We start from the raw sequence: 23499 nt of genomic DNA, 5'->3' as shown, positions 1-23499 counted from the left end.
CCGCCGCTAGCGCTTAGGCAGCCATACCAGGGGGTGACGGAACGTGCGCAGCCGGCACTTGGGCAGCCAGAACGTGGGCAGCCGGAACGTGGACCAACGCGAGCACTCGGGCTGGCGCTAGAACTCGGTCCACTCGTCCGCGTTCCTGCGCCCCGGCGCGCCGAGAGCCAGCGGTGCGGCGGCGGGAAGCCGCCGCTGCGAGGCCTCGCCCGAGGCCGGCAGCACCACGCCCAACCGTCCGGCGTCGCGGCTTTCCTGGCCGAGGATGAAGGTGCCGACCAGCTCATGCAGCTGCGTGGCCTGGCGGTTCATCTCCGCCGCCGCCGAGCGGTTCTGCTCCACCAGGGTGGCATTGTGCTGGGTCATGGCGTCCATTTCCGCCACGGCCCGATTGACCTCCTCGATACCGTTCGTCTGTTCGTGGATGCCCGAGTCGATCTCGTTCATCACCGTGGCGACCTGGGTCACATCACGCAGGATCTCCCGCATCGCCTGTCCCGCCTGCTTGACAATCTCGCTGCCGTCCTCGACCTGGCTCACCGACTGCTTGATCAGGCTGCCGATTTTCTGCGAGGCTTCGGCCGACTTGTTGGCCAGGGTGCGCACCTCCTGCGCCACGACGGCAAAGCCGCGCCCGTGCTCGCCGGCCCGGGCCGCTTCAACCGAGGCGTTCAGCGCCAGGAGGTTGGTCTGGAAGGCGATCGAATCGATCAGCGAGATGATGGCTTCGATCTCCTGCGCCGAGCGGCTGATCTCCTCCATCGTGACCTCGACCTTGTCCATCGCCTGGGTACCGCGCTGCACGGTGTCCTGAGTGGCCACGGAGAGCCGCCTGGCCTGCGCCGTCAGCTCCTGGCTATGCTTGGCGGTGGCGGCGATCTCCTCCATGGCCGAGGCGGTTTGCTGAAGGCTGGCCGCCGCCTGTTCGGTGCGCGAGGCCAGGTCCTCACCGCCCCTCGCCACCTCGCCGGAGGCCAGGTTCACCGAACCCGCGCTCGCCCGCACCTCGCGCAGGGTCGTCTGCATGCGCTGGGCGAATTCGTTGAAGCGCTCCGCCACGTTGCCGATCTCATCCTGCGACTTCACCGGGATCCGCTTGGTCAGGTCGCCCTCGCCCTGGGCGATATCGCGCATGGCGTCGGCCGTGTCACGCAGCGGCAGCACGATACGCCGCGAAATGAAGGTGGCCAGGCTTCCCGTCGTCAGCACGGCGACCAGCATCACCACCAGATAGCCCAGCAGCGAGCGACGTGCGCTGTGGCTCAGCTGCTCGGCCCGCAGGGTGATGCCCACCCCGACCGCATCGCCCACCTCCTTCATGCGATCGATCTTGACCGTCTGCCAGTCGAACCACTGGGTGGGGTCCACGCCGTAGTTACCGCCGGTCCCTGCCTGCATGAAGCGCTGGCGCAGGGTTTCCACTCGGTCGATTTCCGGGCCGCTCAGGCGCTCGTCAAGCAGCCCGCGTATCTCGGCGTTGAAGAACGCCCGGGCATTGCTGATGGCGCCGTCGATTTCACCGGCCAGCTGGCGATACTGGCTGTAGCCCTGCTGGTCGATGGTGTCGTTGCCGAAGACGCCTGACAGCATGGCCCGCTCGATGCCGGAGAGTTCCTGGGCACGCATCAGGGCGTAGTAGCCGTTGAGGTCGCGTGCCACGCCCGCCTGGTTGACGAGGTGAGCGAGCCGGCCGATGGTGTCCAGCAGGGTCGCATTCAGCTGCGTGTAGTAACGGGTGCTTTCGCTGGTCGCGATGCGCAGCCCGTCGACGCTGCCGCGCAGGGCCTCCAGCCCTTGGATACGCTCCTGGCCTCCGCGGCCAGGCGCGAAAAGACGGCATCGTCGACCGTATCGTTTACCACAGCCAGCTGGCTCAGCATCAGCGCCAGCGCCTGGTCCGTACTGCCGCGCTGCTGGATGAGCTCCTGTGCATAGGAGGTGCCGCCCGTGGAGAGGAACACCGCCGTTCGGCCCGCTCGCGCTGCGTCTCCGCCAGCACCTGGCCCGACAGCTCGGCCATGTTGGCCATCATCTCGAGCTGCCTGGCCTCCTGGCCGACCTGAAAGCGGTTCAGCGACTCGTTGACCATGACCAGCAGCAAGATCAACAACGGTAGGGCGACGATGACGGCGACCTTACGTCCAACGGAAAGGTGGATCATTTTCGAGCGGAGCATGCACCCTCCTGGGTGGCGGTATGCCGAGGCAACTTCAGCGTGATCTTCTGCGTTAATTCCGTTTCCAATTGTAATATTTGATATGCATCAAATCACTCATCCACCTCCCGCAGCGGGGGATTGATTGACTCAGGTCAACCAATAGCAAGCTATTGATACAAGGATAAACCGGGCTACCGAAGCACGCCGCAGCTCGCGCAACGCGGCCTGACGGCCGCGTCGGCAGCGGCTCTCAGAGCGGCCAGCTCTTCCCGCCAGGGTGTTACCGCAAGCCGCGGAAATCAGGGAAAAATCCTGCTAAGGTAAGCGGCTTTCGCCGCGCAACGCGGCCACGGGACAAGGGCGTCGAGAATGTTATCCGGCTTGCTGATCGTGCTGCTGCCACTGCTGCTGGGCTACCTGGTGCCGGTTCGCCATGCCGGGCTGATGCACCTGATCAACCGCGGGGTCAATGCTTCGGTCTACCTGATCCTGCTGCTGATGGGCATCAGCCTGGCCGGCCTCGACGACCTGCTGGCCGAGCTGTCCCGCATGGGCAGCCAGGCGCTGCAGCTTTTCCTGGTCATCACCTGTGCCAACCTGCTGGCGCTGTGGTGGCTGTCGCGGCGCCTGGCGCTGCGCTTCGAGCACTCGCCGATCGTGGCCGGCGCACCCACCACCAAGCTGGCGGCCATGCTCGGCTCGCTGGCGCTGGTCGGCGTGGTGCTGGGTGGGGTGCTGCTGGGCCTGGGGCTGGGCTGGCTGGGCGGCGATGCCGTCTACGGCCATGCCGAGACGCTGGCCGAGTGGACCCTGTATGCGCTGCTCGCGCTGATTGGCTGCCAGCTGCGCAACTCCGGCATGCCGCTGCGCCAGATCCTGCTCAACCGCCACGGCCTGGCGATCGCGGTCACCGTGGCCCTCAGTTCGCTGCTCGGCGGGCTGGCGGCGGCACCGCTGCTCGACCTGCGCTGGAACGAAGGGCTGGCCATGGCCTCGGGGTTCGGCTGGTACTCGCTGTCGGGGATCCTGGTGGGCGACCAGCTCGGCCCAGTGCTCGGGGGCGTCGCCTTCTTCAACGATCTCGCCCGCGAACTGCTGGCCTTCGTGCTGATCCCGCTGCTGATTCGCTACCATGCGCCGCTTGCCATCGGCTACGGCGGGGCCACCTCCATGGACTTCACGCTGCCGGTGATACAGCAGCACGGCGGCGTGGCCTGCGTGCCGCTGGCCGTGGTCAGCGGCTTCCTGCTGTCGCTGCTGTCGCCGCCGCTGATCCTGTTCTTCCTGACCCTGTGACCCCGCCTCGCTTGCACACTGCTTGCACGCTTCATGCCCATTGACTGCATGCCGGCGGGTGATACTGGCAAGGCCGCCTGCCGTGACGAGTCCCTCATGCCGCCATCCGTCGTTGCCCTACCCCGCTCCCGCTCATTCATCCGCGCCCGCCAGGCCGGGCGCGTCTCCGTGGGGGCGCTGCTCGCCCTGGTGGTGCTGGCCGCCGGCCTGGCCACCGCCTGGTGGCTGATCAATCAGCCGCCGCGGGTGGAGCGCCGCGCCCCGCCGCCCGCGCCGCCGCCGCTGGTGGAAGTGGTCAGCGCACAACCGCGCAGCGTGGCCCCGCGCCTGCACGGCTTCGGCCGCGTGGTGGCCGAGCGCGAGGCACGCCTGGCCAGCCGGGTAGCGGGGCGGCTGCTGGAGTTTTCCCCGAGGCCCTGCCCGGGCAGGTGATGGAGGCCGGGGCCACCGTGGCCCGCCTGGACGACGCCGACCTGCGACTGGCGCTGCGCGACACCGAAGCCACGCTGGCGCAGGCCGAAGCCGCGCTGGCCATGGAGCGCGGCGAACAGCAACGCGCTCAGGCCGAGTATCAGAGCTTCGGCCGCGAACTGACCGCAGAGCGCCGCGCCCTGGTGCTGCGCGAGCCGCAGCTGCGGCAGGCCGAGGCGGAAGTGGAGCGGGCGCGCACCGCGCGGGACCGCGCCCGGCTCGACCTCGAACGCACCACGCTGACCGCCCCTGGCGCGGCATGGTGCAGGCGCGCCTGCTGGGTGCCGGCAGCGAGGTCGCCAGCGGCACCGAGCTGCTGCATCTGGTCGATGTATCGCGCTTCTGGGTACGCGTCTCGCTGCCCGTCGATGCCCTGGCGTGGCTGGAGCCGGCCGGCGACGAACGCCCAGGCAGCGCGGTGACGCTGACCAGCCGCAGCTGGCCCGCGGATCAGGCGCGCCGGGGCGAGCTGATCGCCGTGCTGCCGGCGCTGGAAGAGAACGGGCTGATGGCACAGCTGCTGGTGGCCGTGGACGACCCGCTCGGCCTCGAGGCGCCCGACCCCGCTGCAAACACGGCGGCTATCCCGGCCCTGCGGCTGGGCGACCTGGTGCAGCTCGAGTTCGCCGCCCGCCCCCGCGACGGCTTGATCGAGCTGCCCACCGCCGCGCTGCGCCCCGGCGATGAAGTGTGGCTGCTCGACGACGACGACCGCCTGCGCCGCCGCCGCGTCGAGGTGGTCCACCGCGGCGACGCCCACGTGCTGGTCGGCGCCGGCCTGGCCGAAGACGAGCGCGTGGTGGTCTCCCAGCTCGGCCAGCCCCGCGAAGGCATGGCGCTGCGCCCGCGGGGCGGCGTCGCCGAACGCCCGCAGGCCAGCGGCGGAGCGCAGTCATGATGCGCCGCGGGCCGATCGCCTGGATGGTCCATCACGGCGTGGCGCCACACCTGCTGATGGTACTGCTGATCGTCGGCGGCCTGATGGCCTCCACCGCGATCAAGAAGGAGGTCTTTCCCGACTTCGAGCTGGAGATCATCCACGTCGCCATCGGCTACCCCGGCGCCACGCCCGAGGAGGTCGAGCGCAGCCTGCTGCTGCCGATGGAGGCGGCGCTGGCCAACGTCGACGGCATCGACGAACTGACCGCCACGGCCCACGAGGGCGCCGGGCGGGTCGCCGTTACCCTGATCGACGGCGTCGAGGTGATGCGGGTCTACCAGGAGATCCAGCAGGCCATCAACGCCATCACCAACCTGCCGGCGGCCGCCGATCCGGCGCGCTTCAGCCTCGCCGGGCGCTCGCGCAGCGTCATGAGCCTGCAGCTGCACGGCTGGGTCGACGAACATCTGCTGCATGAAGTGGCGGAACACGTGCGCGCCGAGCTGCAGGGTGCGCCCGGCATCTCGCGGGTCGAGCTGGCCGGCAACCGGGCGCGGGAATTCCAGGTGCTGCTCGACGAGGAGGCGATGCGCCGCTACGGACTGGATCACCGCCAGCTGGCCAGCCGCATCAGCGACGAGGCCCTGGACCTGGCCAGCGGGCGTCTGACCACCCAGGAGGGCGAGTGGCTGATTCGCTACCAGGGCCGCCGCGACGAGGCGCGCGAGTTCGCCGACCTGCCGATCCTGGGCACCCCCGACGGCGCCCAGCTGCGCCTGGGCGACATCGCCCGGGTGGTGGACGGCTTCGCCGAGAGTGACCGCGAGGTGCTGTTCAATGGCGCCCCCGCGCTCAGCCTGGAGATCTACCAGGTCGGCAACCAGACGCCGATCGGCATCTCCGACGCCGTGCACGCCCAGCTCGAGCGGCTGCGCACGGAGCTGCCCGAGGGGCTCAGCCTGAGCGTGTCGCAGGACAGCTCGGAGCTCTACCGCGACCGCCTCGACCTGCTGCTGAAGAACGCCTGGATGGGCCTGGCGCTGGTGCTGGTGCTGATGGCGCTGTTCCTGGAGGCGCGCCTGGCGTTCTGGGTCACGCTGGGCATTCCCACCGCCTTCCTCGGCGCCATGCTGTTCCTGCCGTGGATGGGGGTGTCGATCAACATGATGTCGATGTTCGCCTTCATCATTGCGCTGGGCATCGTGGTCGACGATGCCATCATGGTCGGCGAGAACATCCACAGCTACCGCGAGCAGGGCCATTCGCTGCGCGATGCCGCCGTACGCGGCGCACGCGAGATGGCGGTGCCGATCAGCTTCGCCATCCTCTCCAACATCGTTGCCTTCCTGCCGCTGCTGTTCCTGCCGGGCTTCCTCGGCATGATCTTCGCGGTGATCCCGGTGGTGGTGATCACGGTGTTCCTGGTCTCGTGGGTGGAAGCGCTGTTCATTCTGCCCGCTCACCTTGCCCACCGTGCCGGCGGCCGCGAGGGCAGCCCCTGGCTGCGCCCGCTGGACCGCCTGCGCCGCCGCCTGCAAGGAGGGCTGGCCCACTTCACCCAGCACGGCTTCGAGCCGTTCCTGCAGCGCACCCTGGACCAGCGCCTGCTGACCGTCAGCCTGGCCGTGGCCGTGCTGGCCGTGGCCATCGCCTGGAGCATGAGCGGACGCATGGGCTTCTCGCTGATGCCGCGGGTCGAGTCCGACCGGGTGCAGGCCAGCGTCACCCTGCCCATCGGCAGCCCCCTCGCCGAGGACCGCCGCCTGCGCGACCGCCTGCTCGACGCCGCCCTGGTCCTTGAAGAGCGGGAAGAGCGGCTGGCCTTCAGCGCCACCCGGGCGCAGATCGACGGCGACCGCCTTACTGTGCGCCTCACCCTGGAGCGCGACAGCCTCGATGCCTGGCCGCCGTCGCGGGTGGCACGCGCCTGGCGCGAGGAGGTCGGCGAGCTGGTCGGCGCTCAGGCGGTGCGCTTCGAGTCCGACGTAGGCGGCCCCGGGGCCGGCGCCGCGCTCACCCTGCGCCTGTCGCACGCCGACAGCCGCGCGCTGGAGGCCGCCGCCACCCGGCTGGCCGACGAGCTGGCCGAGTTCGACGGCATCACCGACATCGACAGCGGCCTGGCCGACGGCAAGCCGCAGCTGGAGATTCGCCTGTCGCCGGAAGGGCGTGCCCTGGGGCTGAGCGGCGCCGACCTCGCCGCCCAGCTGCGCGGGCCGCTGCAGGGGGTAACGGCGCTGGAGCAGTTCGTCGGGCGCCACGAGATCAGCGTCGAGGTGCGCCTGCCGCCAGAGGCCCGCGACAGCCTGGGCGACCTCTACCGGCTGCCGATCCGTACCGCCGATGGACGCGAGGTGCCGCTGGAGCGCGTGGCGCTGATCAGCCTGGGCCGTGCCGCCACGGCGCTGGAGCGCATCGACGGCCGGCGCATCATCCACGTGACCGCCGACGCCACCGGCGAACAGACCCTCAACCAGGTGGTGGGTACCCTGCAGGCCGACACCTTCCCCGCCCTGCAGGCCGGCTGGCCGGGGCTCGAGATCAGCCTGGGCGGCCGCCAGCAGGAGACGGCCGAGAACGTCTCGGCGCTGACCCAGGCCAGCTGGCTGACGTTGATCGCCCTCTATGCGCTGCTGGCGATTCCGTTTCGCAGCTACCTGCAGCCGCTGCTGGTGCTCGCCGCCATTCCCTTCGGCATCATCGGCGCCATGGCCGGACACCTCATCATGGGCTACGGCCTGTCGGTGATCAGCCTGATGGGCATGCTGGCGCTGTCGGGGGTGGTGATCAACGACGCCCTGGTGCTGATCGACTACGCCAACCGCCGCCGCCGCGAGGGCTTCGGTGCGCGTGAGGCCATCGTCGCGGCGGCCACCCGCCGCCTGCGGCCGATCATGATGACCACCCTGACCACCTTCCTGGGGCTGGCGCCGATGATCTTCGAGACCTCGCGGCAGGCCCGCTTCATCATTCCCATGGCCATCTCGCTGGGCTTCGGCATGCTGTTCGCCACGGTGATCCTGCTGGTGCTGGTACCCTGTCTGTATCTGATGCTGGAGAACCTGCGCGAGCGCCTTGCCGGCCACACTCCCCGTACCGCCACCGAGCCACGCACCGCCACCGAGGAGCCGAGCCGATGACGTTCCGCCTACCCCGCCTGCCCTTCTCGCACCTCGGCATCAAGCTGTTCGTGATCATCCTCTCGGTCAACGTGGTGATCGCCGGGCTGGTATTTCTCGGCGTCTCGCGCAGCCTTGACCGCGGCTTTCTCGAATACCTGGAGACGACTCAGGCCAGCCGGGCCGAAACCCTGGCCGAGGGGCTCGGCCAGGAGTGGGCGCGTCGCGGCGACTGGCAGTGGCTGCGCGATTCGCCGCCGGCCTGGCACCGCCTGGTGCGCCAGCAGCTGTGGCCCGGCGAGGGCATGCCGCCCCACGGCATCGAACGCCGCCTGGGTGATGCGCGTGACTTCGTGCTGCACGATGCCGGCGGGCTGCCGGTGATCGGCCTGCCGCCCGACGACGAGGCCATGGCGGCCGAGCTGCACTGGCTGCCCATCGAGCACAACGGCGAGCGCGTCGGCACCCTGGGCTATCGCCCACCGCAGCACCTGATGGCACGCATGGACCGCATCTTCCTTTCGCGCCAGCAGCGCAACCTCGGCATCATCGTCGCCGCCCTGGGCGTGGCCTCGCTGCTGCTGGCCGGGGGCTGGCCTGGTGGCTGGGGCGGCGCACCCGCAGCATGGCGCTGGCCACGCGGCGGCTGACCGAGGGCGACTACAGCGCCCGCCTGCCCGAGCGCGGCCGCGACGAGCTGGCCCGCCTGGCCCGGGACTTCAACACCCTGGCCGCCACCCTGGAGGCGAGCCGCGAGGCGCGCGAGCGCTGGGTCACCGACATCGCCCACGAACTGCGCACGCCGCTGGCGGTGCTGCGCGGCGAGATCGAGGCCATGCAGGACCGCATTCGCCCCCTCAACGAGGACAGCCTGCATTCGCTCGCCCAGGAGGTAAGCCAGCTCGAGCGCCTGGTGGCCGACCTGCGCCTGCTCTCCCAGAGCGACGCCGGCGCCCTGGAGGTGCAGCTGGCGCCGCTCGACCTGGCCTCGCACCTCGCCTCGCGCCTGGACGAGGCCGGCGGCTGGCTGGAGGACTGCGGCATGGAGGTGGTTCGCCATATCGAGCACCCGGCATGGATCCGCGGCGACGCGCAGCGGCTGCGCCAGCTGTGGACCAACCTGCTGGATAACAGCTGCGCCTACACCACCCCGCCGGGCTGCCTGGACGTGCGCCTGAGCGTCGAGCCTGAGCGCGTGCGCGTGGTCTGGCAGGACAGCCCCCGGGCGTGCCGGACGATGCGCTCGACCGGCTGACCGAACGGCTGTACCGGGTAGAGGGTTCGCGCAGCCGCGCCGGCGGCGGCAGCGGCCTGGGGCTCTCGATCGCCAGCGCCCTGGTCAAGAGCCACGGCGGCACCATGCAGGCCTCGGCCTCGCCGCTGGGTGGGTTATGCTGGACCATCGAATTCCCCGCCCTGGAAGATGACCATCGCAGCCAATGAGGAAACGGCATCCATGCATGAATCCAATGCGCCACGCGACTCCCTGCTGATCGTCGAGGACGAGCCCAAGATCGCTCGCCTGGTGGCCGACTACCTGGAGGGCAGCGGCTTCGCCACGCACGCCATCGCCCATGGCGACGAGGTGCTGCCCTGGCTCCAGGAACACATGGAGCACGAGGAGCGCCCGCGCTGGTGCTGCTCGACCTGATGCTGCCGGGCACCGACGGCCTGACCCTGTGCCGCGAGATTCGCCAGCGCTGGCCGGGCCTGGCGGTGATCATGCTCACCGCCCGGGTCGAGGAGGTCGACCGCCTGCTCGGGCTGGAGCTCGGCGCCGACGACTACATCTGCAAGCCGTTCAGCCCGCGGGAGGTGGTGGCGCGGGTCAAGGCGGTGCTGCGCCGCAGCCAGGCCGCCCCCGCCCCCGGCGATACTGCGCTCAGCGCCCTGGTGCTGGACGACGAAGGCTGGCGGGCGCTGGCCGACGGCAACGACCTGGGGCTCACCGCCGTGGAGTACCAGCTGCTCAAGGTGATGATGCAGTCGCCGGGGCGCATCTTCTCCCGCGACCAGCTGATGGATCGCATGTACCGCGACCACCGCATCGTCTCCGAGCGCACCGTCGACAGCCACGTGAAGAAGCTGCGGCGCAAGATCGCCGACGTCTGGCCCGAGCGCGAGATCATTCGTTCGGTCTACGGCGTGGGCTACAAGTACCAGCCCGAGGCGTGAGCGGCCACGCTCGGCACGGCGAGGGCCGCCGCCAATGTCTATAGTGGGGTCAGCGCCCTGACGGAACGCACGAAGCCACACAGTTGTTTCACGTTTCCTGCATGGTGGATGCACAAGGGTGAACGACACTGACACCATCAACCCACACCCCGAAGTCTCGGAAGGAGAGAGTCAATGCGTCGCTTACCGACCCGCAAGATGTTCATGCCCGCCCTGCTGGCCCTGGCCATCGCCCCGCTGTCGCTGACGGCCACCGCCCAGCCCGCCCAGGGCGAGAACGGCTGGAACGAACAGCGCCAGGAGCGCTTCCAGGAGCGTCGCCAGGCGCTGTTCGATCGCGCCGGGCTCGACGAGGAGACCCGCAGCGCCCTGGAAGAGGCCCACGGCGAGCACATGCAGGCCCTGCGCGAGCTGCACGAGCAGCACCGCGAACGGATGGACGAGATCCTCGACGAAGAGCAGCGCACCGCCCTGCGCGAGGCCAAGCGCGAGATGCGCCAGGAGCACATGCAGGCCAAGCGCGGCGGCCAGGGGCCGGCGGCATGCAGGCGCGGCTCACCGCGCTGGTCGACAGCTGGGACCTGTCGGACGAGGAGCGCGAACAGCTGACCGAGCTGCGTGAATCGCTCTATGCCGACATGCAGGAACTGCGCGGCCAGTCGTTCGATTCCCGCGAGGAGCGCCGCGAAGCCTGGCAGGCGCTGCGCGACGAGCACCATGAGGCCTTGAGCGAGCTGCTGACCGACGAACAGATCGCCGAGATGCGGGAGGTGATGCAGGGCAACCACCCGAAAGGCTACGGCGCGCCCCGCGGCGAACGTCGCAGCAACTGATCTCGGCGACGGCTAGTCGCCGGGCAGCTGTCAAGATATAGCGCGCAAGAGCGGGCCCGACCACCAGGTCGGGCCCGCTTGCGTGGAAAGGCTGCGTGGGAAGGGTTCGCCCACTGGGGTGGGCTCAGTTGTAGAGCACGCCCGGCAGCCAGAAGACGATGCTCGGCACCAGGTAAAGTATCGCCATGGCCACGAACACCATCAGCAGGAACGGCGCGATGCCGATGAAGATATCGCCCAGCTCGATCCCCTTGGGGGCAATGCCCTTGAGATAGAAGGCCGACATCGCCATGGGCGGCGTCAAGAACGAGGTCTGGATGTTGAGCGCCACCAGCACGCCGAAGAACAGCGGGTCGATGCCGAACAGGTGCAGCAGCGGCAGGAAGATCGGCACGAAGATGATGATGATCTCGGTCCATTCCAGCGGCCAGCCGAGGATGAAGATCATCAGCTGGGCCAGCAGCAGGAACTGCAGCGGCGTCAGCGACAGCCCGCTGATCCAGTGTTCGATCAGCGAGTGCCCATCGAGCAGCGAGAACACCGACGAGAAGATCCACGAGCCGACGAACAGCCAGCACACCATGGCACTGGTGCGCGCGGTGAGGAACACCGCCTCGCGCAGCCGCGCCAGGGTCAGCTGACGGTAGGCCGCCGCCAGCAAAATGGCACCCAGCGCGCCGATGCCGGCGGCTTCGTGAGGCGTGGCCAGGCCGAACAGGATCGCTCCCAGCACCGACATGATCAGTACGAACAACGGCACGAACGACGTCAGCAACCCCCAGTAGACCTCGCCCAGCGGCACGTTGAGCTTCTCCGCCGGCAGCTTGGGCGCCACCTTCGGGTTGATCATCGCCCGGCCCATCACGTAGACGATGTAGAGCCCCGCCAGCAGCAGACCCGGGATCAGCGCCGCGGCATACAGGCGTACCACCGAGACCCCGGCCATCGCCCCGTAGAGGATCAGCATGATGCTCGGCGGAATCAAAATGCCGAGGCAGCCCCCGGCGCAGATCACCCCGCTCGACATGCGCTTGTCGTAGCCCGCGTTGAGCATGGCGGGCAGCGCCAGCAGCCCCATCAGGGTCACCACCGCGCCGACGATGCCGGTGGCGGTGGCAAACAGCGCGCAGGTGATCAGGCTGGCAACCGCCAGCGAGGCCGGCATGCCGCGCGCCGCAAGCTGCAGGCTGGCGAACAGCCGGTCGAGAATATTGGCCCGTTCCACCATGTAGCCCATGAACAGGAACAGCGGCACCGCGATCAGCACGTCGTTGGACATCACGCCATAGGCGCGCTGCACCAGCAGCGAGAAGATGATGTCGCCGATGGCGAAGTAGCCGAAGGCGATGCCCATGGCGATCAGCGTGAAGGCGATGGGAAAGCCGAGCATGATCAGCACGATCAGCATGCCCAGCATCATGATGCCGATTTCCGGTTCGCTCATGGGCGGGGCTCCTCTGACTGTTCCTGGGCGGCCTTGATCTCCGCCTGCTTGTTGATGGGGATCGCAATCTCCTCCACGTCACCCAGCCGGCGCGGCCACTTGCCGTGCCTGAGACACAGCACGCAGCGGCTCACTTCCGCCACGCCCTGCAGGGCGAGCAGGGCCGCACAGGCGGGAATCACGAACTTGTAGGGCCAGATGGGCGGGCCGCCCGGCGTGTAGGAGCTGTGTTCGTTCTGGCGGTAGGAGACGGCGAAGAAGTCCCAGCCATAGAACAGCAGCGCGAAAATGCCCGGATAGAAGAACAGCAGGTAGAGCGCAAGCTCCAGCCCCGCCTGAACGCGAGTCGGGAAGAAGCGTGATACCACGTCGGCCCGCACATGAGCGTTATGGGCCAGGGCGTAGGCCCCGCTCATCATGAACAGCGTGCCATAGAGCATGTAGCTGGTGTCGTAGGCCCAGGTGGTCGGCGACCCCAGGGCATAGCGCATGAAGACCTCATAGCTCACCACGAAGGTGAGAATGAGGATCGCCCACGCAAAGGCCTTGCCCACCCAGGTACTGACATGGTCGATGAAAAAGATGAAACGCATGGCCACCCCTCACCATCCTGCACCGCCCACCGGGGCGGCGCAGCGTGAAACACGAACCCGGCGGCGTCCTGCTCCGGGGCACGGGCACACCGGGCCCGTGATGGGCCCGGCGGATTCACAGAAGGGTGGAGGTGTCGGTGGGCTCCCTGCCGAAGAAGTGCACAAAGGCCGGCGTCTTGGGCGTGGTGTGCTCCAGGTGGAAGCCGACCACCCGCTCGCAGTACTCGCGCTGATGGTCGACGACCTTCTTGAAGAAGGCGTCGCGGGACTCGTTTTCGATCACCGTGTCCCAGGCATCGAGCTGAGCCTGCAGTACCGAATCCGGCGTGATGAAGGTCTGCACGCCCTGCTCCTGGCGCATGGCGTTGAGGTCGCGCGGGTAGCGCTCCATGGCTTTCCAATACATCTCCGACGAGGCCGCCTTGGCAGCGTACTGCAGGATCGCCTGGAACTCCTCGGGCAGGCTATCGTGCCTGCGCTTGTTGAAGATGATCTCGAACGCTTCGCAGTCCTGGTGGTAGCTGCGCAGCATCCAGGTTTTGCTGACGTCGGGGAAGCCGAGCAGGCGATCCGATGAAGGGTTGTTGAATTCGGCGCCGTCGAGCAGGCCGCGGTCCATGGCCGGCACGATGTCACCGCCGCCCATGATGGTGACCGCCGCGCCGAACTCGCGCATCACGTCCGCCGCCAGGCCTACGGTGCGGTACTTGAGCCCGCGCAGGTCGTCGGCGCTGGCGATCGGCTGCTTGAACCAGCCCAGCGCCTGGGTCGGCATCGGGCCGGTCTGGTAGCCCACCAGGGGCAGTTCGAGATTGGCCAGCAGCTCGTTGTAGAGCTCCTTGCCGCCGCCGGTCCAGAACCAGGCGAGGAACTGGTGCGCATCCCAGCCGAAGGGCGGCGGCGTGCCGAACAGCGAGAAGGCCTTGTGCTTGCCTTACCAGTAGGCCGTCACGCCATGGCCACCGTCGAGCGCGCCCGAGATCACCGCATCCTGCAGCTGCAGCGCGCCGACGACGGCGCCGGCCGGCAGCAGATTCAGGCGCAGCCGTCCGCCCGACATCTCGTTGACGATGCGCACGTAGTCGGCGGCAAACTCGTGAAAGATGTCCTGGTTGGGCCAGGTGCTCTGGAAACGCAGCGTGGTGGTCTGTGCCACGGCAATGCTGGGGAAGCCGACCGCCGCCACGGCACCGGCTCCCACCGCGGCCGCCGTGCCGGTGAGGAAGCGACGGCGTGACGAACTGGGAAGCAGGGCCTCGGTGCCGCCCTGGTCGTCGGGGCTGCCTTGGTCTTCGAGACTGCGCTGGGCTGCGTGCTGGTCAGCAGGTGTCTTGTGGTGGGCCATCGGTGTCTCCGCAATTGTTATCGTTGTATCGCGTGCGCCCTGAGCTGACTGGTCGGGCGAAACTCCCGAAATCTTCCTGTCGGCGCTTTCACGCGGCCTTCCCTGCCACCGCCGTCGGTAACATCAGGTATAGCTTGCGTTAGCAAGGGTGCAACCTCACCGCTCGCTTTCCGTTAACGCTAGCTGTCGATTCTGTTAACGCAGGGGATGGGGCGTGGGGCGCGCCTGGTGTGGCTGGCGGCGGTCGACGGGTCATCACGGCACGGCGTGCAGGCGATACCCTGGCAACGGCCGCTTGCGGCGCGGCCTATTCGCCCTGCAGCGTGGCGAGCAGCCGCCGCGCGCCGCCATGCTCGCGGTGTTCGCCGAGCCACAGACCCTGCCAGGTGCCCCGCGCCAGGCGCCCGTCGCGAACCGCCAGGGTCAGCTGGGTGCCGAGCAGGCTAGCGCAGATGTGGGCGGGCATGTCGTCCGGCCCTTCCAGGGTGTGGCGGAAATAAGGTAGGTCGCCCGGGATGCGCTCGCGCAGGAAGGCGTCGAGGTCGTGGCGCACATCGGGGTCGGCGTTCTCGTTGAGGGTCAGCGAGGCCGAGGTGTGCAAGAGCTGCAGGTGCAGCAGCCCCGCGCGCACCCGGGCCAGCTCGGCCAGCGCCGCGGTGACCTCGTCGGTGATCAGGTGAAAACCCCGCGCACGGGGCGCGAGGCGCAGTTCCTGCTGGTACCACATGGCTTGGCCCTCGTTCAGCGGCGTTGCTGCAGTCGGTTGTGTATGGCGGTGGCGGCGATCGATGCCTGGCCGACGGCGACCGCGATCTGGCTCAGCTGGTTGGTCATGTCGCCGGCGGCATACAGCCCTTCGATGCCGGTCTGCATATGGGCATTCACCACCAGGTGGTTGCCGGGATTGCGCAGCGCACCCAGTTCGAGGCCGAGTTCGCTGCGCACCTGTGTGCCGAGAGCACAGTACAGCACATCGAACACCTGCTCACTGCCATCGGCCAGGTACAGGTGAACACGATCGGCCTCGTCGCAGTACAGGTGGCTGACCGGCGCCTGCACCAGCGCCATGCCCTCCTGCGCCAGGCGCTGCCGGGCCGCGAGGTCGAGCCAGGCGCCCTGGGCCAGGTCGATCACGGTCAGGTCCGCGCTGAATCGCTTGATGAAGGCGGCCTCGATGACGCCGTGGGCATCCCTGGCGAGGATGCCGATGCGCTCGGCGGTATATTCGTAGCCGTCGCAGATCGGGCAGTAGCGGATCAGGCCGCGCCCCTTCGCCTCGGCAAAGCCTTCGAGCTCGGGTTCGATGTCCACCACACCGGTGGCCAGCAGCACCGTCCGCGCGTGCACGATCTCGCCCGCCGTCACCACGCCAAACAGACCGTCGTCGCTGCGTTCGAGCCGCTCGACTCGCCCGGGCGTGACCGCGCCTCCATTGGCCTCGAGCTGGATCCGCAGCCGTTCGAGCAGGGCCGTGCCGCTGATCCCTTCATTGAATCCGGGGTAGTTGTGGGTGCGGGGAATGAGGGCCGCACGGCTGAGGCCCTCGTCGATGATCCGCACGCGGCGCAGGAACCGCTGCAGGTTGATGCCTGCCGCCAGTCCGGCCGGGCCTGCCCCGACGATCACGCAGTCGTAAGCGTCCGCTTCTTCCATGTCGGTCTCCTTGGAACGACGAATCCATCGTCGCTCCAAGGAGACTAGAAGGTTTTGCGCCGGAAAGGGAAAGGCGCGGCCATGGCCGCGCCTGGTACAGGAAGTGCCTTACAGCGCCGCACGATAGATGGCGGCCACCTCGTCGTCGGTGAGCCGGCGCGGGTTGGTCAGCCCGCAGACGTCCTTCTGGGCGTTGCCGACCATCACCGGGATGTCCTCTTCCTTCACGCCGAGTGCGGCCAGGCTCTTGGGAATGCCCACGTCGGTCGAGAGGCTGCGGATGGCCTCGATCGCCAGCAGCGCCGCCTGGCGCAGTGGCAGCCCCTCGGTGACCTCGCCCAGCGCCTCGGCGATATCGACGAAGCGCTCCTGGCGCGCCATCAGATTGGCTTCGCACACATGCGGCAGCAGCAGCGCGTTGCAGACCCCGTGGGGCAGGTTGTAGAAGCCGCCCAGCTGGTGGGACATGGCGTGCACGTGGCCCAGGCTGGCGTTGTTGAAGGCCATGCCCGCTAGGTACTGGGCGTACGCCATGCGTTCGCGGGCCTCCATGTCCTCGCCGCGCGCCACGGCGCGACGCAGGTACTGGCCGATCAGGGTAATGGCCTGCAGCGCGCAGGCGTCGGTGATCGGCGTGGCGGCGGTAGAAACATAGGCTTCCACCGCGTGGGTCAGGGCGTCCATGCCGGTCGCCGCGGTTAGCGCGGGCGGCATGTCGACCATCAATTCGGGGTCGTTGACCGCCACATCCGGCGTGACGCGCCAATCGACGATGGCCATCTTCACATGGTTGGAGGTGTTGGTGATGATGGTGAAGCGCGTCATCTCGCTGGCGGTACCCGCCGTGGTGTTGATGGCGATGTAGGGCGGCAGCGGCTGCTTGGCCTGGTCCAGGCCCTCGTAGTCGTGGATGGTGCCGCCGCTGGTGGCCACCAGGCCGATGCCCTTGCAGCAGTCGTGGGCGCTGCCGCCGCCCAGCGACACCAGCATGTCGCAGCCTTCGCGTACGTAGACCGCCAGGCCATCGGCCACGTTGGTATCCGTGGGGTTGGGCACGGTGTCATCGAAGACCACCGAGGCGATGCCGGCCTGGCCCAGCAGCTCGGTGAGTTTGGCCGTATAACCCAAGGCGGTCATCCCCTTGTCGGTTACCACCAGGGGCTTCTTGCCACCCAACATCTGGATTCGCTCCGGCAGCGTCTTGAGGGCGCCGGCTCCCATCAGCGAGACAGTGGGCACAAAGAAAGCTTGGACAGTTTGGCTCATTGCATTTTTCCTGCTCTGACAGTTGGTAGGTTGGCGTCGCCGACCACTGGGATGGCTTCTTCTCGTGGCAACGTGGTTGGCAAGCCGGGCGGCCATGGCCGCCCGGTACCTTCGTCAAGGGGTAGGAAAGCCGGGCATCAGAAGAAGCCGAGCGGGTTGATGTCGTAGCTGACCAGCAGGTTCTTGGTTTGCTGGTAGTGCTCGAGCGCCACCTTGTGGGTCTCGCGGCCGACGCCGGACTTCTTGTAGCCACCGAAGGCGGCATGCGCCGGGTACTGGTGGTAGCAGTTGGTCCACACGCGGCCGGCCTGGATGCCGCGGCCCATGCGGAAGGCAACGTTGATGTCGCGGCTCCACACGCCGGCGCCAAGCCCAAACTCGGTGTCGTTGGCGATAGCCAGCGCCTCGGCCTCGTCCTTGAAGGTGGTCACCGCTACCACCGGGCCGAAGATCTCCTCCTGGAACACGCGCATCTTGTTGTGGCCCTTGAGCAGCGTCGGCTGGATGTAGTAGCCCTTATCGTAGGCCGGATCGAAGCTCTCCTTGTCGCCGCCGGTGAGGAACTCGGCGCCCTCTTCACGGGCGATGTCCATGTAGGACATGATCTTGTCGAACTGCTCCTGGGAGGCCTGAGCGCCGACCTGCACGTCGGTGTCGAGCGGATTGCCGCGCTTGATCTTGCCCACCCGCTCCATGACCTTGGCCATGAAGGCGTCGTAGATGTCTTCCTGGATCAGCGCCCGCGACGGGCAGGTACACACCTCGCCCTGGTTGAAGAATGCCAGCACCATGCCCTCGGCGGCCTTCTCGATGAACGCCGGCTCGGCGTCCATGATGTCGGCGAAGTAGATGTTGGGCGACTTGCCACCCAGCTCCACGGTGGAGGGAATGATGTTGTCGGCGGCACACTTGAGGATGTGGGCACCCACCGGGGTGGAGCCGGTGAAGGCGATCTTGGCGATGCGCTTGCTGGTGGCCAGCGCCTGGCCCGCTTCGGCACCGTAGCCGTTGACCACGTTGACCACGCCCGGCGGCAGCAGGTCGCCGACGATCTTCATCAGTTCGAGCACCGAAGCCGGGGTCTGTTCGGCGGGCTTGAGCACCACGCAGTTGCCGGCGGCCAGGGCCGGGGCCAGCTTCCACACCGCCATCAGCAGCGGGAAGTTCCACGGAATGATCTGCCCCACCACGCCCAGCGGCTCATGGAAGTGATAGGAGACGGTATTGGCGTCGATGTCGGCGGCGGTGCCTTCCTGAGCGCGGATACAGCCGGCGAAGTAGCGGAAGTGGTCGACAGCCAGCGGAATGTCGGCGTTCAGCGTCTCGCGTACCGCCTTGCCGTTGTCCCAGGTCTCGGCCACGGCCAGCTTTTCCAGGTTCTGCTCGATGCGATCGGCCATCTTGAGCAGGATGTTGCTGCGTTCGGCGGCGGAGGTCCGGCCCCAGGCGGGAGCGGCGGCATGGGCGGCGTCCAGCGCCTTCTCGATATCCTCGGCGGTGGAGCGCGGGATCTGGCAGAACACTTCGCCGTTGACGGGGCTGACGTTGTCGAAGTACTGCCCTTGCACCGGGGGCACGAACTCGCCGCCGATGTAGTTGCCGTAGCGCTGTTCGAAGGTGATGACGGAGCCGGACTGGCCGGGGTTCGCGTAGATCATGACATGACTCCTGACGGCTGTTGTTGTAGGAGGGTTCGGTCTGGCGGTGTGCCATGCGCCACGAACCTGACTCCAAGAGTAGAGAAGTTATTCAGCGGCACTATGCTGCGATGGACTCGGCCACCAGGGCCTTTGGTAGTAGAACTCAGGGCAAGGCCGCCACCGAGTCGACGACGCTGGCATACAGGTCGCGCGTCGCGGCCAGCGCGGCCAGGTGCACGTCCTGGGCGGGCATGTGCTGCCCGGTGCCCGTGTCGAGGGCGCGCGACGCCGTGGCGCTGGCCACCACGGTGGGGGCGTAGCCAAGGTTGAAGGCACCGTGGGCGGTCGAATTGACGCACATGTGGGTCATGAAACCTGCCAGCACCAGCTGCGTGGCGCCCAGCGACTTGAGGGTGGCGTCGAGTTCGGTACCCACGAAGGAGTTGGGGTAGTGCTTGGTGATGACCGTTTCCCCGGCGATCGGCGCCACGCAGTCGGCGATGGCGCCGATCTCGGCCTCGACGTCGTAGGGCGACCCCGGCCCGGCGTCATGGCGAATGTGGATCACGGGCACCTTCAGCTCCCGCGCGCGCTCGAGCAGGCGCTGCGCCTCGCCCAGCGCCTCCTCGACGCCTTCCAGGCGCATGACGCCGGTGCGGTAGGTGTTCTGGCAGTCGATCAGGATCAGCGCTGAATCCTGCAGCCGGGCGGGCGCGTGGCCAAGCCCCATCAGGTCTCGCAGCGTGGTGGTGTCTTGCGACATGTGGCCTCCTCTTTCCTTGCGATAGCGTTCCTGCGCTCGTGCCCGGCAGCCGCCGGGCACGAGCGCCGTGACTCACTGCCCAGCGTATTCCTGCGGCAGCTTGAAGGTCCACAGCATGCCGCCCTGGTTGAAGTCCTTGATCACCTCGGCGACCTCACCACCCCACAGCGGCACCGCGCCGCCCCAGCCCGACACCACCGAGACGTACTGCTCGCCGTCCATCTCCCAGGTAATCGGCGTGGCCACCACGCCGGAGCCGGTGTTGAAGCGCCACAGCTCCTCGCCGGTGGTGGCATCGAACGCCTTGAGGAAGCCCTCGGGCGTGCCGGTGAACACCAGGTTGCCGGCGGTGGTCATCACGCCACCCCACAGCGGTGCGCGGTTCTCGTGGCGCCAGACCTCTTCACCGGTGCGCGGGTCGACCGCCCGCAGCACGCCGATGTAGTCGTCGTTGGCGGGGCGTATGGTGAAGCCGGCGCCCAAATAGGCCGCCCCTTGCGGTAGGAGACCGGCTCGTTCCAGATATCCATCATCCACTCGTTGGAGGGGATGTAGAACAGCCCGGTATCCTGGCTGTAGGCCATGGGGTTCCAGTTCTTGGCGCCCAGGAAGGCGGGATAGGCCGCGACCGCCTCGCCGCGATCGCCCTCGACGTCGGCCGGATTGCCCGGACGTCCCTCGGGGTTGAAGAGCGGCCGGCCGTTCTCGTCCAGGCCTTCCGCCCAGGTGATCTTGTCGGCAAACGGGAAGCCGCGGATGAACTCGCCGTTCTCGCGGTTGAGCACATAGAAGAAGCCGTTGCGGTCCGCCGTGGCGGCGGCCTTGATGACGCTGCCGTTGTCCTCGTAGTCGAACGAGATCACCTCGTTGACGCCATCGTAGTCCCAGCCGTCGTTGGGTGTGGCCTGAAAGTGCCACTTGATGGTCCCATCGTCGGGATTGATGGCCAGCCGAGACGAGGTGTAGAGGTTGTCGCCGGGGCGCAGGTGGGAATTCCACGGCGCCGGGTTGCCGGTGCCGATCAACAGTGTGTGCGTATCCGCATCGTAGAAGCCGCCCAGCCAAGGCGCGCCGCCACCCTGCTCCCACATGTCGCCGGGCCAGGTCAGCCCGGCCTCGCCACCGGTGATGCCGTGCTCCACCGCTTCGCCGTTCTGGTAGACATAGCCCATGTGGCCCTCGACGACGGGGCGGGTCCACAGCTCGTCGCCGGTTTCGGCATCGAAGGCGAACACGGTGCCGACCACGCCGAACTCACCCCCGGCCACCCCGGTGATCAGCTTGCCGTCGATGATGATCGGCGCAGCAGTGATGGCATGTCCGCCCTGGTAGTCGGCCACGCGCTTGATCCACTGCACGCGGCCGGTCTCGCGGTCGAGCGCCACCAGGCGGGCGTCCAGCGTGCCGAAATAGACCTTGTCGCCATAGATGGCCGCACCGCGGTTGACCACGTCGCAGCACGGCATGATGCCGTCGGGCAGACGCGCCTCGTACTGCCAGATCTGCTCGCCGGTATAGGCATCCACCGCCCAGATGCGGGAATAGGAGCCGGTGACGTACATCACGCCGTCCTTGACCAGCGGCTGGGACTCCTGGCCGCGCTGCTTCTCTCCGCCGAAGGAAAAGGCCCAGACCGGACGCAGCTGATGGACGTTATCGGTGTTGAGCGTGGTCAGCGGGCTGTAGCGCTGGCCGTGGAGGCCCATGCCGTTGGTCACCACCTGGTCCGTGGTCAGGTGGTCGTTGAGCATGTCGTCGAAGGTGACGGCCTGGGCGTGGGCAGCAATGCCCAGCGCGATGGCGCTTAGCGCCAGGGGCCTGGCCAGCTTGCCAAAGGGGGTGGACTGGGTCATGACGGTCTCCAGAGGGGGCAAGGATCCAACAGCGTTGTTGTTCGGGTGTCAGCGCCGACTCGCGCTCCTCCCAATCTGGTGGATCAGCGTGTGCTCAACCATGGCCAACAGGGACGACATTCCCTCCTCTCTTGGTCGTACGACCCACCCGCGCCGGGGGCGTAGCGCACGGCCGAACCCCGGCCGCCGTGGCGTCAGCGGCATTCCCTCCCCCGCATTCACGACCACGGCACACAAAAAAGCCACCCGTTCACAGCACGTGAGCCGGGTGGCAAAGGCCATGCCTGACGATGACAGGGCATGACGATGACGGGACATGACAATGACAGGGCCTCACCCCCTTCGGCGAGCAGCGCCAGCGCGTCGCGCTCATAGCCCCCGTAGAGGTGGGTCACGCTGCGGATCAGCTCATGGCGCGCCACCGCCACCTCGTCGAATCGCGCGGGAATGGGAAGCGCCATGACCTCACTGGCTGTCAGCCCCTGGCGAGCCGCGTCGCGCAGGGTATCGTCCAGCCAGGCGAGGTAGTCGTGCATCTGGTCGAAGGGCGCCGTGCCCTCCGCCACCGGGCCATGGCCGGGCACCAGGTAGTGAAAATCCAGGGCTTCCAGCTCGCGCAGCTCCTCTCGCCACACCTCAAGGCCGGGGGTGTGCGGGGTGGTGGGGGCGCGCCGATAGAAGACCATGTCGGCGGCAAGCAGCACGCCGGACGCATGGTCGAGCAGCACCAGATCGGCACCCGAATGCCCGCTCATGGCGATCAGCTCGATCTCGCGCCCACCCAGGGTGATGCGCCCGGGGCTGACGCGCTGCGTGGGCAGCACGACCTCGGTTCCCCGCATCCAGTCGCCCAGCGTGCGGTAGAGGTTTTCTGTGAAATCGTCGCCCTGGGCGCGCAGCAGCGCGATGGTGCCCTCCAGGGCGTACAAGGTGTCGGGCGCGAAGGCCTGGTTGCCAAACACATGGTCGGGGTGATGATGCGACAGGAACACGTGGGTGACGGGCAGGTCGGTGATCGAGGCGATGACCTCGCGCATCTGCTCGCCGTAGCGGCGCGAAGGGCCGGTGTCGAACACCACCACCCCTCCTCGGTGAGGATGAACGCGGTATTGACGATGTTGCCGCCGTTGTCGCGCGCAAAGTCTTCCCGAACCCCTTCGAGGACCCACACATCCGGCACAATTTCCACCGGTTCGAGCGAGTATCGGTAGCTGTCGGCGGAAGCGGCACCGGCGCCCAGCAGCAGGCTGGCTAGGATCAGCGTTGCATTGCGCATGTCAGCCCCCAGGCGGCTCTCGAAGACATTGCCCCCATTGTCACGCATCCACAGCACGATCCCGCCATGCTGCGCCGCCCGCTTCAGGTCGAAGACGAACAGAGGGTTTTCCGAGGCGGATTCGGAGAGCGTCATGCTGGCCAGGCGCACCTGATCGGCGCTGCCCCTCAGTTCGACGACCTCGATATTGAAACGCGGGATATTGCCTACCATGCCGGAATCCATGGGATGCATGACCTGCACCTTCAGGCGGGTCGCGGCCGGTGCATCGACCGGCGAGAACAGAGCGCCGTGCATCCGCCCAAGGCTCGCGGCCCAGTCGGGATTGCTGGCGGTAACGCTGGGCGCGGTGCAGCCCCGCCGGCGGCATCCACCTGAGCGCTGCCGATGTGCCACACCCCTGCGCATCACGCACCGCGGCGCGCACCGTGGAGGCCTGCTGAATGCGAAAGTTCAGCGCAATGGCCCGCACCTCGGCGGCTTCCGGCTGGAAGGTAAAGAGGTGCGGCACGGGGTTGAGGTCCACCCAGGTGATCACCTCCTTCACCTCGGCGGCGAAGCCCGACAGATCCACCGTCAAGGGCACCTGGGTGGCATCCTCGGCAAAGTGCGGCACCTTGAGCACTACCGCGTCGCTGTGCCGAACCGTCGCCGCCTCGCCCAGGTAGCGGTTGAGGTTGTAGTGCCACATGGGCGAACGAAAGGGATCGTCCGGCGCCACCGCCGCTGCCATG

Annotated in this window: 18 protein-coding genes and 6 pseudogenes; 8 read left to right on the top strand and 16 right to left on the bottom strand. The window is 67.8% G+C overall.

Annotated elements, in window-relative coordinates:
- Positions 1-117: 117 nt before the first annotated feature.
- The 3 genes and pseudogenes from ACUDAL_RS02255 to ACUDAL_RS02245 form a co-directional block, all read right to left on the bottom strand.
- Positions 118-1026: a methyl-accepting chemotaxis protein gene (locus ACUDAL_RS02255; RefSeq protein ID WP_444679285.1), complete on the bottom strand. Its 909-nt coding sequence runs from the start codon at positions 1024-1026 to the stop codon at positions 118-120.
- Positions 1027-1032: 6 nt separating this feature from the next.
- Positions 1033-1800: pseudogene (locus tag ACUDAL_RS02250) on the bottom strand (nitrate- and nitrite sensing domain-containing protein); the annotation flags it as partial.
- Between the two features lie 79 nt (positions 1801-1879).
- Positions 1880-2176: a hypothetical protein gene (locus tag ACUDAL_RS02245; protein ID WP_444676991.1), complete on the bottom strand. Its 297-nt coding sequence runs from the start codon at positions 2174-2176 to the stop codon at positions 1880-1882.
- A gap of 351 nt (positions 2177-2527) precedes the next feature.
- Here ACUDAL_RS02245 and ACUDAL_RS02240 point away from each other — a divergent pair, with 351 nt between their 5' ends.
- The 8 genes and pseudogenes from ACUDAL_RS02240 to ACUDAL_RS02205 all read left to right on the top strand — a co-directional run bounded on the left by ACUDAL_RS02240 (position 2528) and on the right by ACUDAL_RS02205 (position 10932).
- Complete coding sequence (locus tag ACUDAL_RS02240; RefSeq protein ID WP_444676990.1) at positions 2528-3454, top strand: lysine exporter LysO family protein; 927 nt, start codon at positions 2528-2530, stop codon at positions 3452-3454.
- A 96-nt stretch (positions 3455-3550) separates the two neighbouring features.
- Positions 3551-3886, top strand: a complete 336-nt coding sequence (locus tag ACUDAL_RS02235; RefSeq protein WP_444676989.1) for a hypothetical protein — start codon at positions 3551-3553, stop codon at positions 3884-3886.
- A 298-nt stretch (positions 3887-4184) separates the two neighbouring features.
- Positions 4185-4823, top strand: a complete 639-nt coding sequence (locus tag ACUDAL_RS02230) for an efflux RND transporter periplasmic adaptor subunit (protein WP_444676988.1) — start codon at positions 4185-4187, stop codon at positions 4821-4823.
- Entirely contained in the window at positions 4820-7945 is a 3126-nt protein-coding gene (locus ACUDAL_RS02225; RefSeq protein WP_444676987.1) for an efflux RND transporter permease subunit, read from the top strand. Before ACUDAL_RS02230 ends, ACUDAL_RS02225 begins: the two co-directional genes overlap by 4 nt.
- Positions 7942-9367 (top strand): annotated as a pseudogene (locus ACUDAL_RS02220) (ATP-binding protein). The gene ACUDAL_RS02225 and the pseudogene ACUDAL_RS02220 overlap by 4 nt, the downstream one beginning before the upstream one ends.
- Positions 9368-9380: 13 nt before the next feature.
- A pseudogene (locus tag ACUDAL_RS02215) lies at positions 9381-10099 on the top strand (response regulator).
- Positions 10100-10273: 174 nt separating this feature from the next.
- Positions 10274-10708: a hypothetical protein gene (locus ACUDAL_RS02210; RefSeq protein ID WP_444676986.1), complete on the top strand. Its 435-nt coding sequence runs from the start codon at positions 10274-10276 to the stop codon at positions 10706-10708.
- Complete coding sequence (locus tag ACUDAL_RS02205) at positions 10642-10932, top strand: hypothetical protein (protein ID WP_444676985.1); 291 nt, start codon at positions 10642-10644, stop codon at positions 10930-10932. Before ACUDAL_RS02210 ends, ACUDAL_RS02205 begins: the two co-directional genes overlap by 67 nt.
- Positions 10933-11056: 124 nt before the next feature.
- Here the strand turns inward: ACUDAL_RS02205 and ACUDAL_RS02200 are convergent, their stop codons facing one another.
- The 13 genes and pseudogenes from ACUDAL_RS02200 to ACUDAL_RS02140 form a co-directional block, all read right to left on the bottom strand.
- Entirely contained in the window at positions 11057-12376 is a 1320-nt protein-coding gene (locus ACUDAL_RS02200) for a TRAP transporter large permease (RefSeq protein WP_444676984.1), read from the bottom strand.
- Entirely contained in the window at positions 12373-12969 is a 597-nt protein-coding gene (locus tag ACUDAL_RS02195; protein WP_444676983.1) for a TRAP transporter small permease subunit, read from the bottom strand. Before ACUDAL_RS02195 ends, ACUDAL_RS02200 begins: the two co-directional genes overlap by 4 nt.
- Positions 12970-13084: 115 nt before the next feature.
- Positions 13085-14314: pseudogene (locus tag ACUDAL_RS02190) on the bottom strand (TRAP transporter substrate-binding protein).
- A 307-nt stretch (positions 14315-14621) separates the two neighbouring features.
- The gene (locus ACUDAL_RS02185; RefSeq protein ID WP_444676982.1) at positions 14622-15041 is read right to left on the bottom strand and encodes a secondary thiamine-phosphate synthase enzyme YjbQ; all 420 of its coding nucleotides are present in this window, start codon (positions 15039-15041) and stop codon (positions 14622-14624) included.
- 14 nt (positions 15042-15055) lie between these two features.
- A complete protein-coding gene (locus ACUDAL_RS02180; RefSeq protein ID WP_444676981.1) occupies positions 15056-15967 on the bottom strand; it encodes an NAD(P)/FAD-dependent oxidoreductase in 912 nt (303 codons plus the stop codon).
- Positions 15968-16075: 108 nt separating this feature from the next.
- Positions 16076-17233 carry an iron-containing alcohol dehydrogenase gene (locus ACUDAL_RS02175; protein WP_444676980.1) on the bottom strand — a complete coding sequence of 386 codons (1158 nt, stop codon included), beginning with the start codon at positions 17231-17233 and terminating at the stop codon, positions 16076-16078.
- 137 nt (positions 17234-17370) lie between these two features.
- A complete protein-coding gene (gene exaC, locus ACUDAL_RS02170) occupies positions 17371-18891 on the bottom strand; it encodes an acetaldehyde dehydrogenase ExaC (protein WP_444676979.1) in 1521 nt (506 codons plus the stop codon).
- A gap of 145 nt (positions 18892-19036) precedes the next feature.
- On the bottom strand, positions 19037-19636 hold the full coding sequence (locus ACUDAL_RS02165; RefSeq protein WP_444676978.1) for a cysteine hydrolase family protein: 600 nt from the start codon (positions 19634-19636) through the stop codon (positions 19037-19039).
- 72 nt (positions 19637-19708) lie between these two features.
- Positions 19709-20071 carry an outer membrane protein assembly factor BamB family protein gene (locus ACUDAL_RS02160; protein WP_444676977.1) on the bottom strand — a complete coding sequence of 121 codons (363 nt, stop codon included), beginning with the start codon at positions 20069-20071 and terminating at the stop codon, positions 19709-19711.
- Positions 19993-21489 carry a PQQ-dependent dehydrogenase, methanol/ethanol family gene (locus ACUDAL_RS02155; RefSeq protein ID WP_444676976.1) on the bottom strand — a complete coding sequence of 499 codons (1497 nt, stop codon included), beginning with the start codon at positions 21487-21489 and terminating at the stop codon, positions 19993-19995. Before ACUDAL_RS02155 ends, ACUDAL_RS02160 begins: the two co-directional genes overlap by 79 nt.
- A gap of 218 nt (positions 21490-21707) precedes the next feature.
- Positions 21708-22565, bottom strand: coding sequence for a quinoprotein relay system zinc metallohydrolase 1 (locus ACUDAL_RS02150; protein ID WP_444676975.1), 858 nt, complete (start codon positions 22563-22565; stop codon positions 21708-21710).
- 275 nt (positions 22566-22840) lie between these two features.
- Positions 22841-22978 (bottom strand): annotated as a pseudogene (locus ACUDAL_RS02145) (quinoprotein dehydrogenase-associated SoxYZ-like carrier); the annotation flags it as partial.
- Between the two features lie 196 nt (positions 22979-23174).
- Positions 23175-23456, bottom strand: a pseudogene (locus ACUDAL_RS02140) (thiosulfate oxidation carrier protein SoxY); the annotation flags it as partial.
- Positions 23457-23499 lie beyond the last annotated feature (43 nt).

Origin of the sequence: Halomonas sp. E19 (assembly GCF_052439355.1) — a bacterium.
Classification (GTDB): Bacteria; Pseudomonadota; Gammaproteobacteria; order Pseudomonadales; family Halomonadaceae; genus Halomonas.
This window is presented reverse-complemented; position numbering and strand designations above follow the sequence as displayed.

Bases quoted from the DNA above. Each gene is read 5' to 3' on its own strand.
- ACUDAL_RS02255 (WP_444679285.1), bottom strand. From the start codon at position 1,026: ATGCAGACGACCCTGCGCGAGGTGCGGGCGAGCGCGGGTTCGGTGAAC.
- ACUDAL_RS02245 (WP_444676991.1), bottom strand. From the start codon at position 2,176: ATGCTCCGCTCGAAAATGATCCACCTTTCCGTTGGACGTAAGGTCGCC.
- ACUDAL_RS02240 (WP_444676990.1), top strand. From the start codon at position 2,528: ATGTTATCCGGCTTGCTGATCGTGCTGCTGCCACTGCTGCTGGGCTAC.
- ACUDAL_RS02235 (WP_444676989.1), top strand. From the start codon at position 3,551: ATGCCGCCATCCGTCGTTGCCCTACCCCGCTCCCGCTCATTCATCCGC.
- ACUDAL_RS02230 (WP_444676988.1), top strand. From the start codon at position 4,185: ATGGTGCAGGCGCGCCTGCTGGGTGCCGGCAGCGAGGTCGCCAGCGGC.
- ACUDAL_RS02225 (WP_444676987.1), top strand. From the start codon at position 4,820: ATGATGCGCCGCGGGCCGATCGCCTGGATGGTCCATCACGGCGTGGCG.
- ACUDAL_RS02210 (WP_444676986.1), top strand. From the start codon at position 10,274: ATGCGTCGCTTACCGACCCGCAAGATGTTCATGCCCGCCCTGCTGGCC.
- ACUDAL_RS02205 (WP_444676985.1), top strand. From the start codon at position 10,642: ATGCAGGCGCGGCTCACCGCGCTGGTCGACAGCTGGGACCTGTCGGAC.
- ACUDAL_RS02200 (WP_444676984.1), bottom strand. From the start codon at position 12,376: ATGAGCGAACCGGAAATCGGCATCATGATGCTGGGCATGCTGATCGTG.
- ACUDAL_RS02195 (WP_444676983.1), bottom strand. From the start codon at position 12,969: ATGCGTTTCATCTTTTTCATCGACCATGTCAGTACCTGGGTGGGCAAG.
- ACUDAL_RS02185 (WP_444676982.1), bottom strand. From the start codon at position 15,041: ATGTGGTACCAGCAGGAACTGCGCCTCGCGCCCCGTGCGCGGGGTTTT.
- ACUDAL_RS02180 (WP_444676981.1), bottom strand. From the start codon at position 15,967: ATGGAAGAAGCGGACGCTTACGACTGCGTGATCGTCGGGGCAGGCCCG.
- ACUDAL_RS02175 (WP_444676980.1), bottom strand. From the start codon at position 17,233: ATGAGCCAAACTGTCCAAGCTTTCTTTGTGCCCACTGTCTCGCTGATG.
- exaC (WP_444676979.1), bottom strand. From the start codon at position 18,891: ATGATCTACGCGAACCCCGGCCAGTCCGGCTCCGTCATCACCTTCGAA.
- ACUDAL_RS02165 (WP_444676978.1), bottom strand. From the start codon at position 19,636: ATGTCGCAAGACACCACCACGCTGCGAGACCTGATGGGGCTTGGCCAC.
- ACUDAL_RS02155 (WP_444676976.1), bottom strand. From the start codon at position 21,489: ATGACCCAGTCCACCCCCTTTGGCAAGCTGGCCAGGCCCCTGGCGCTA.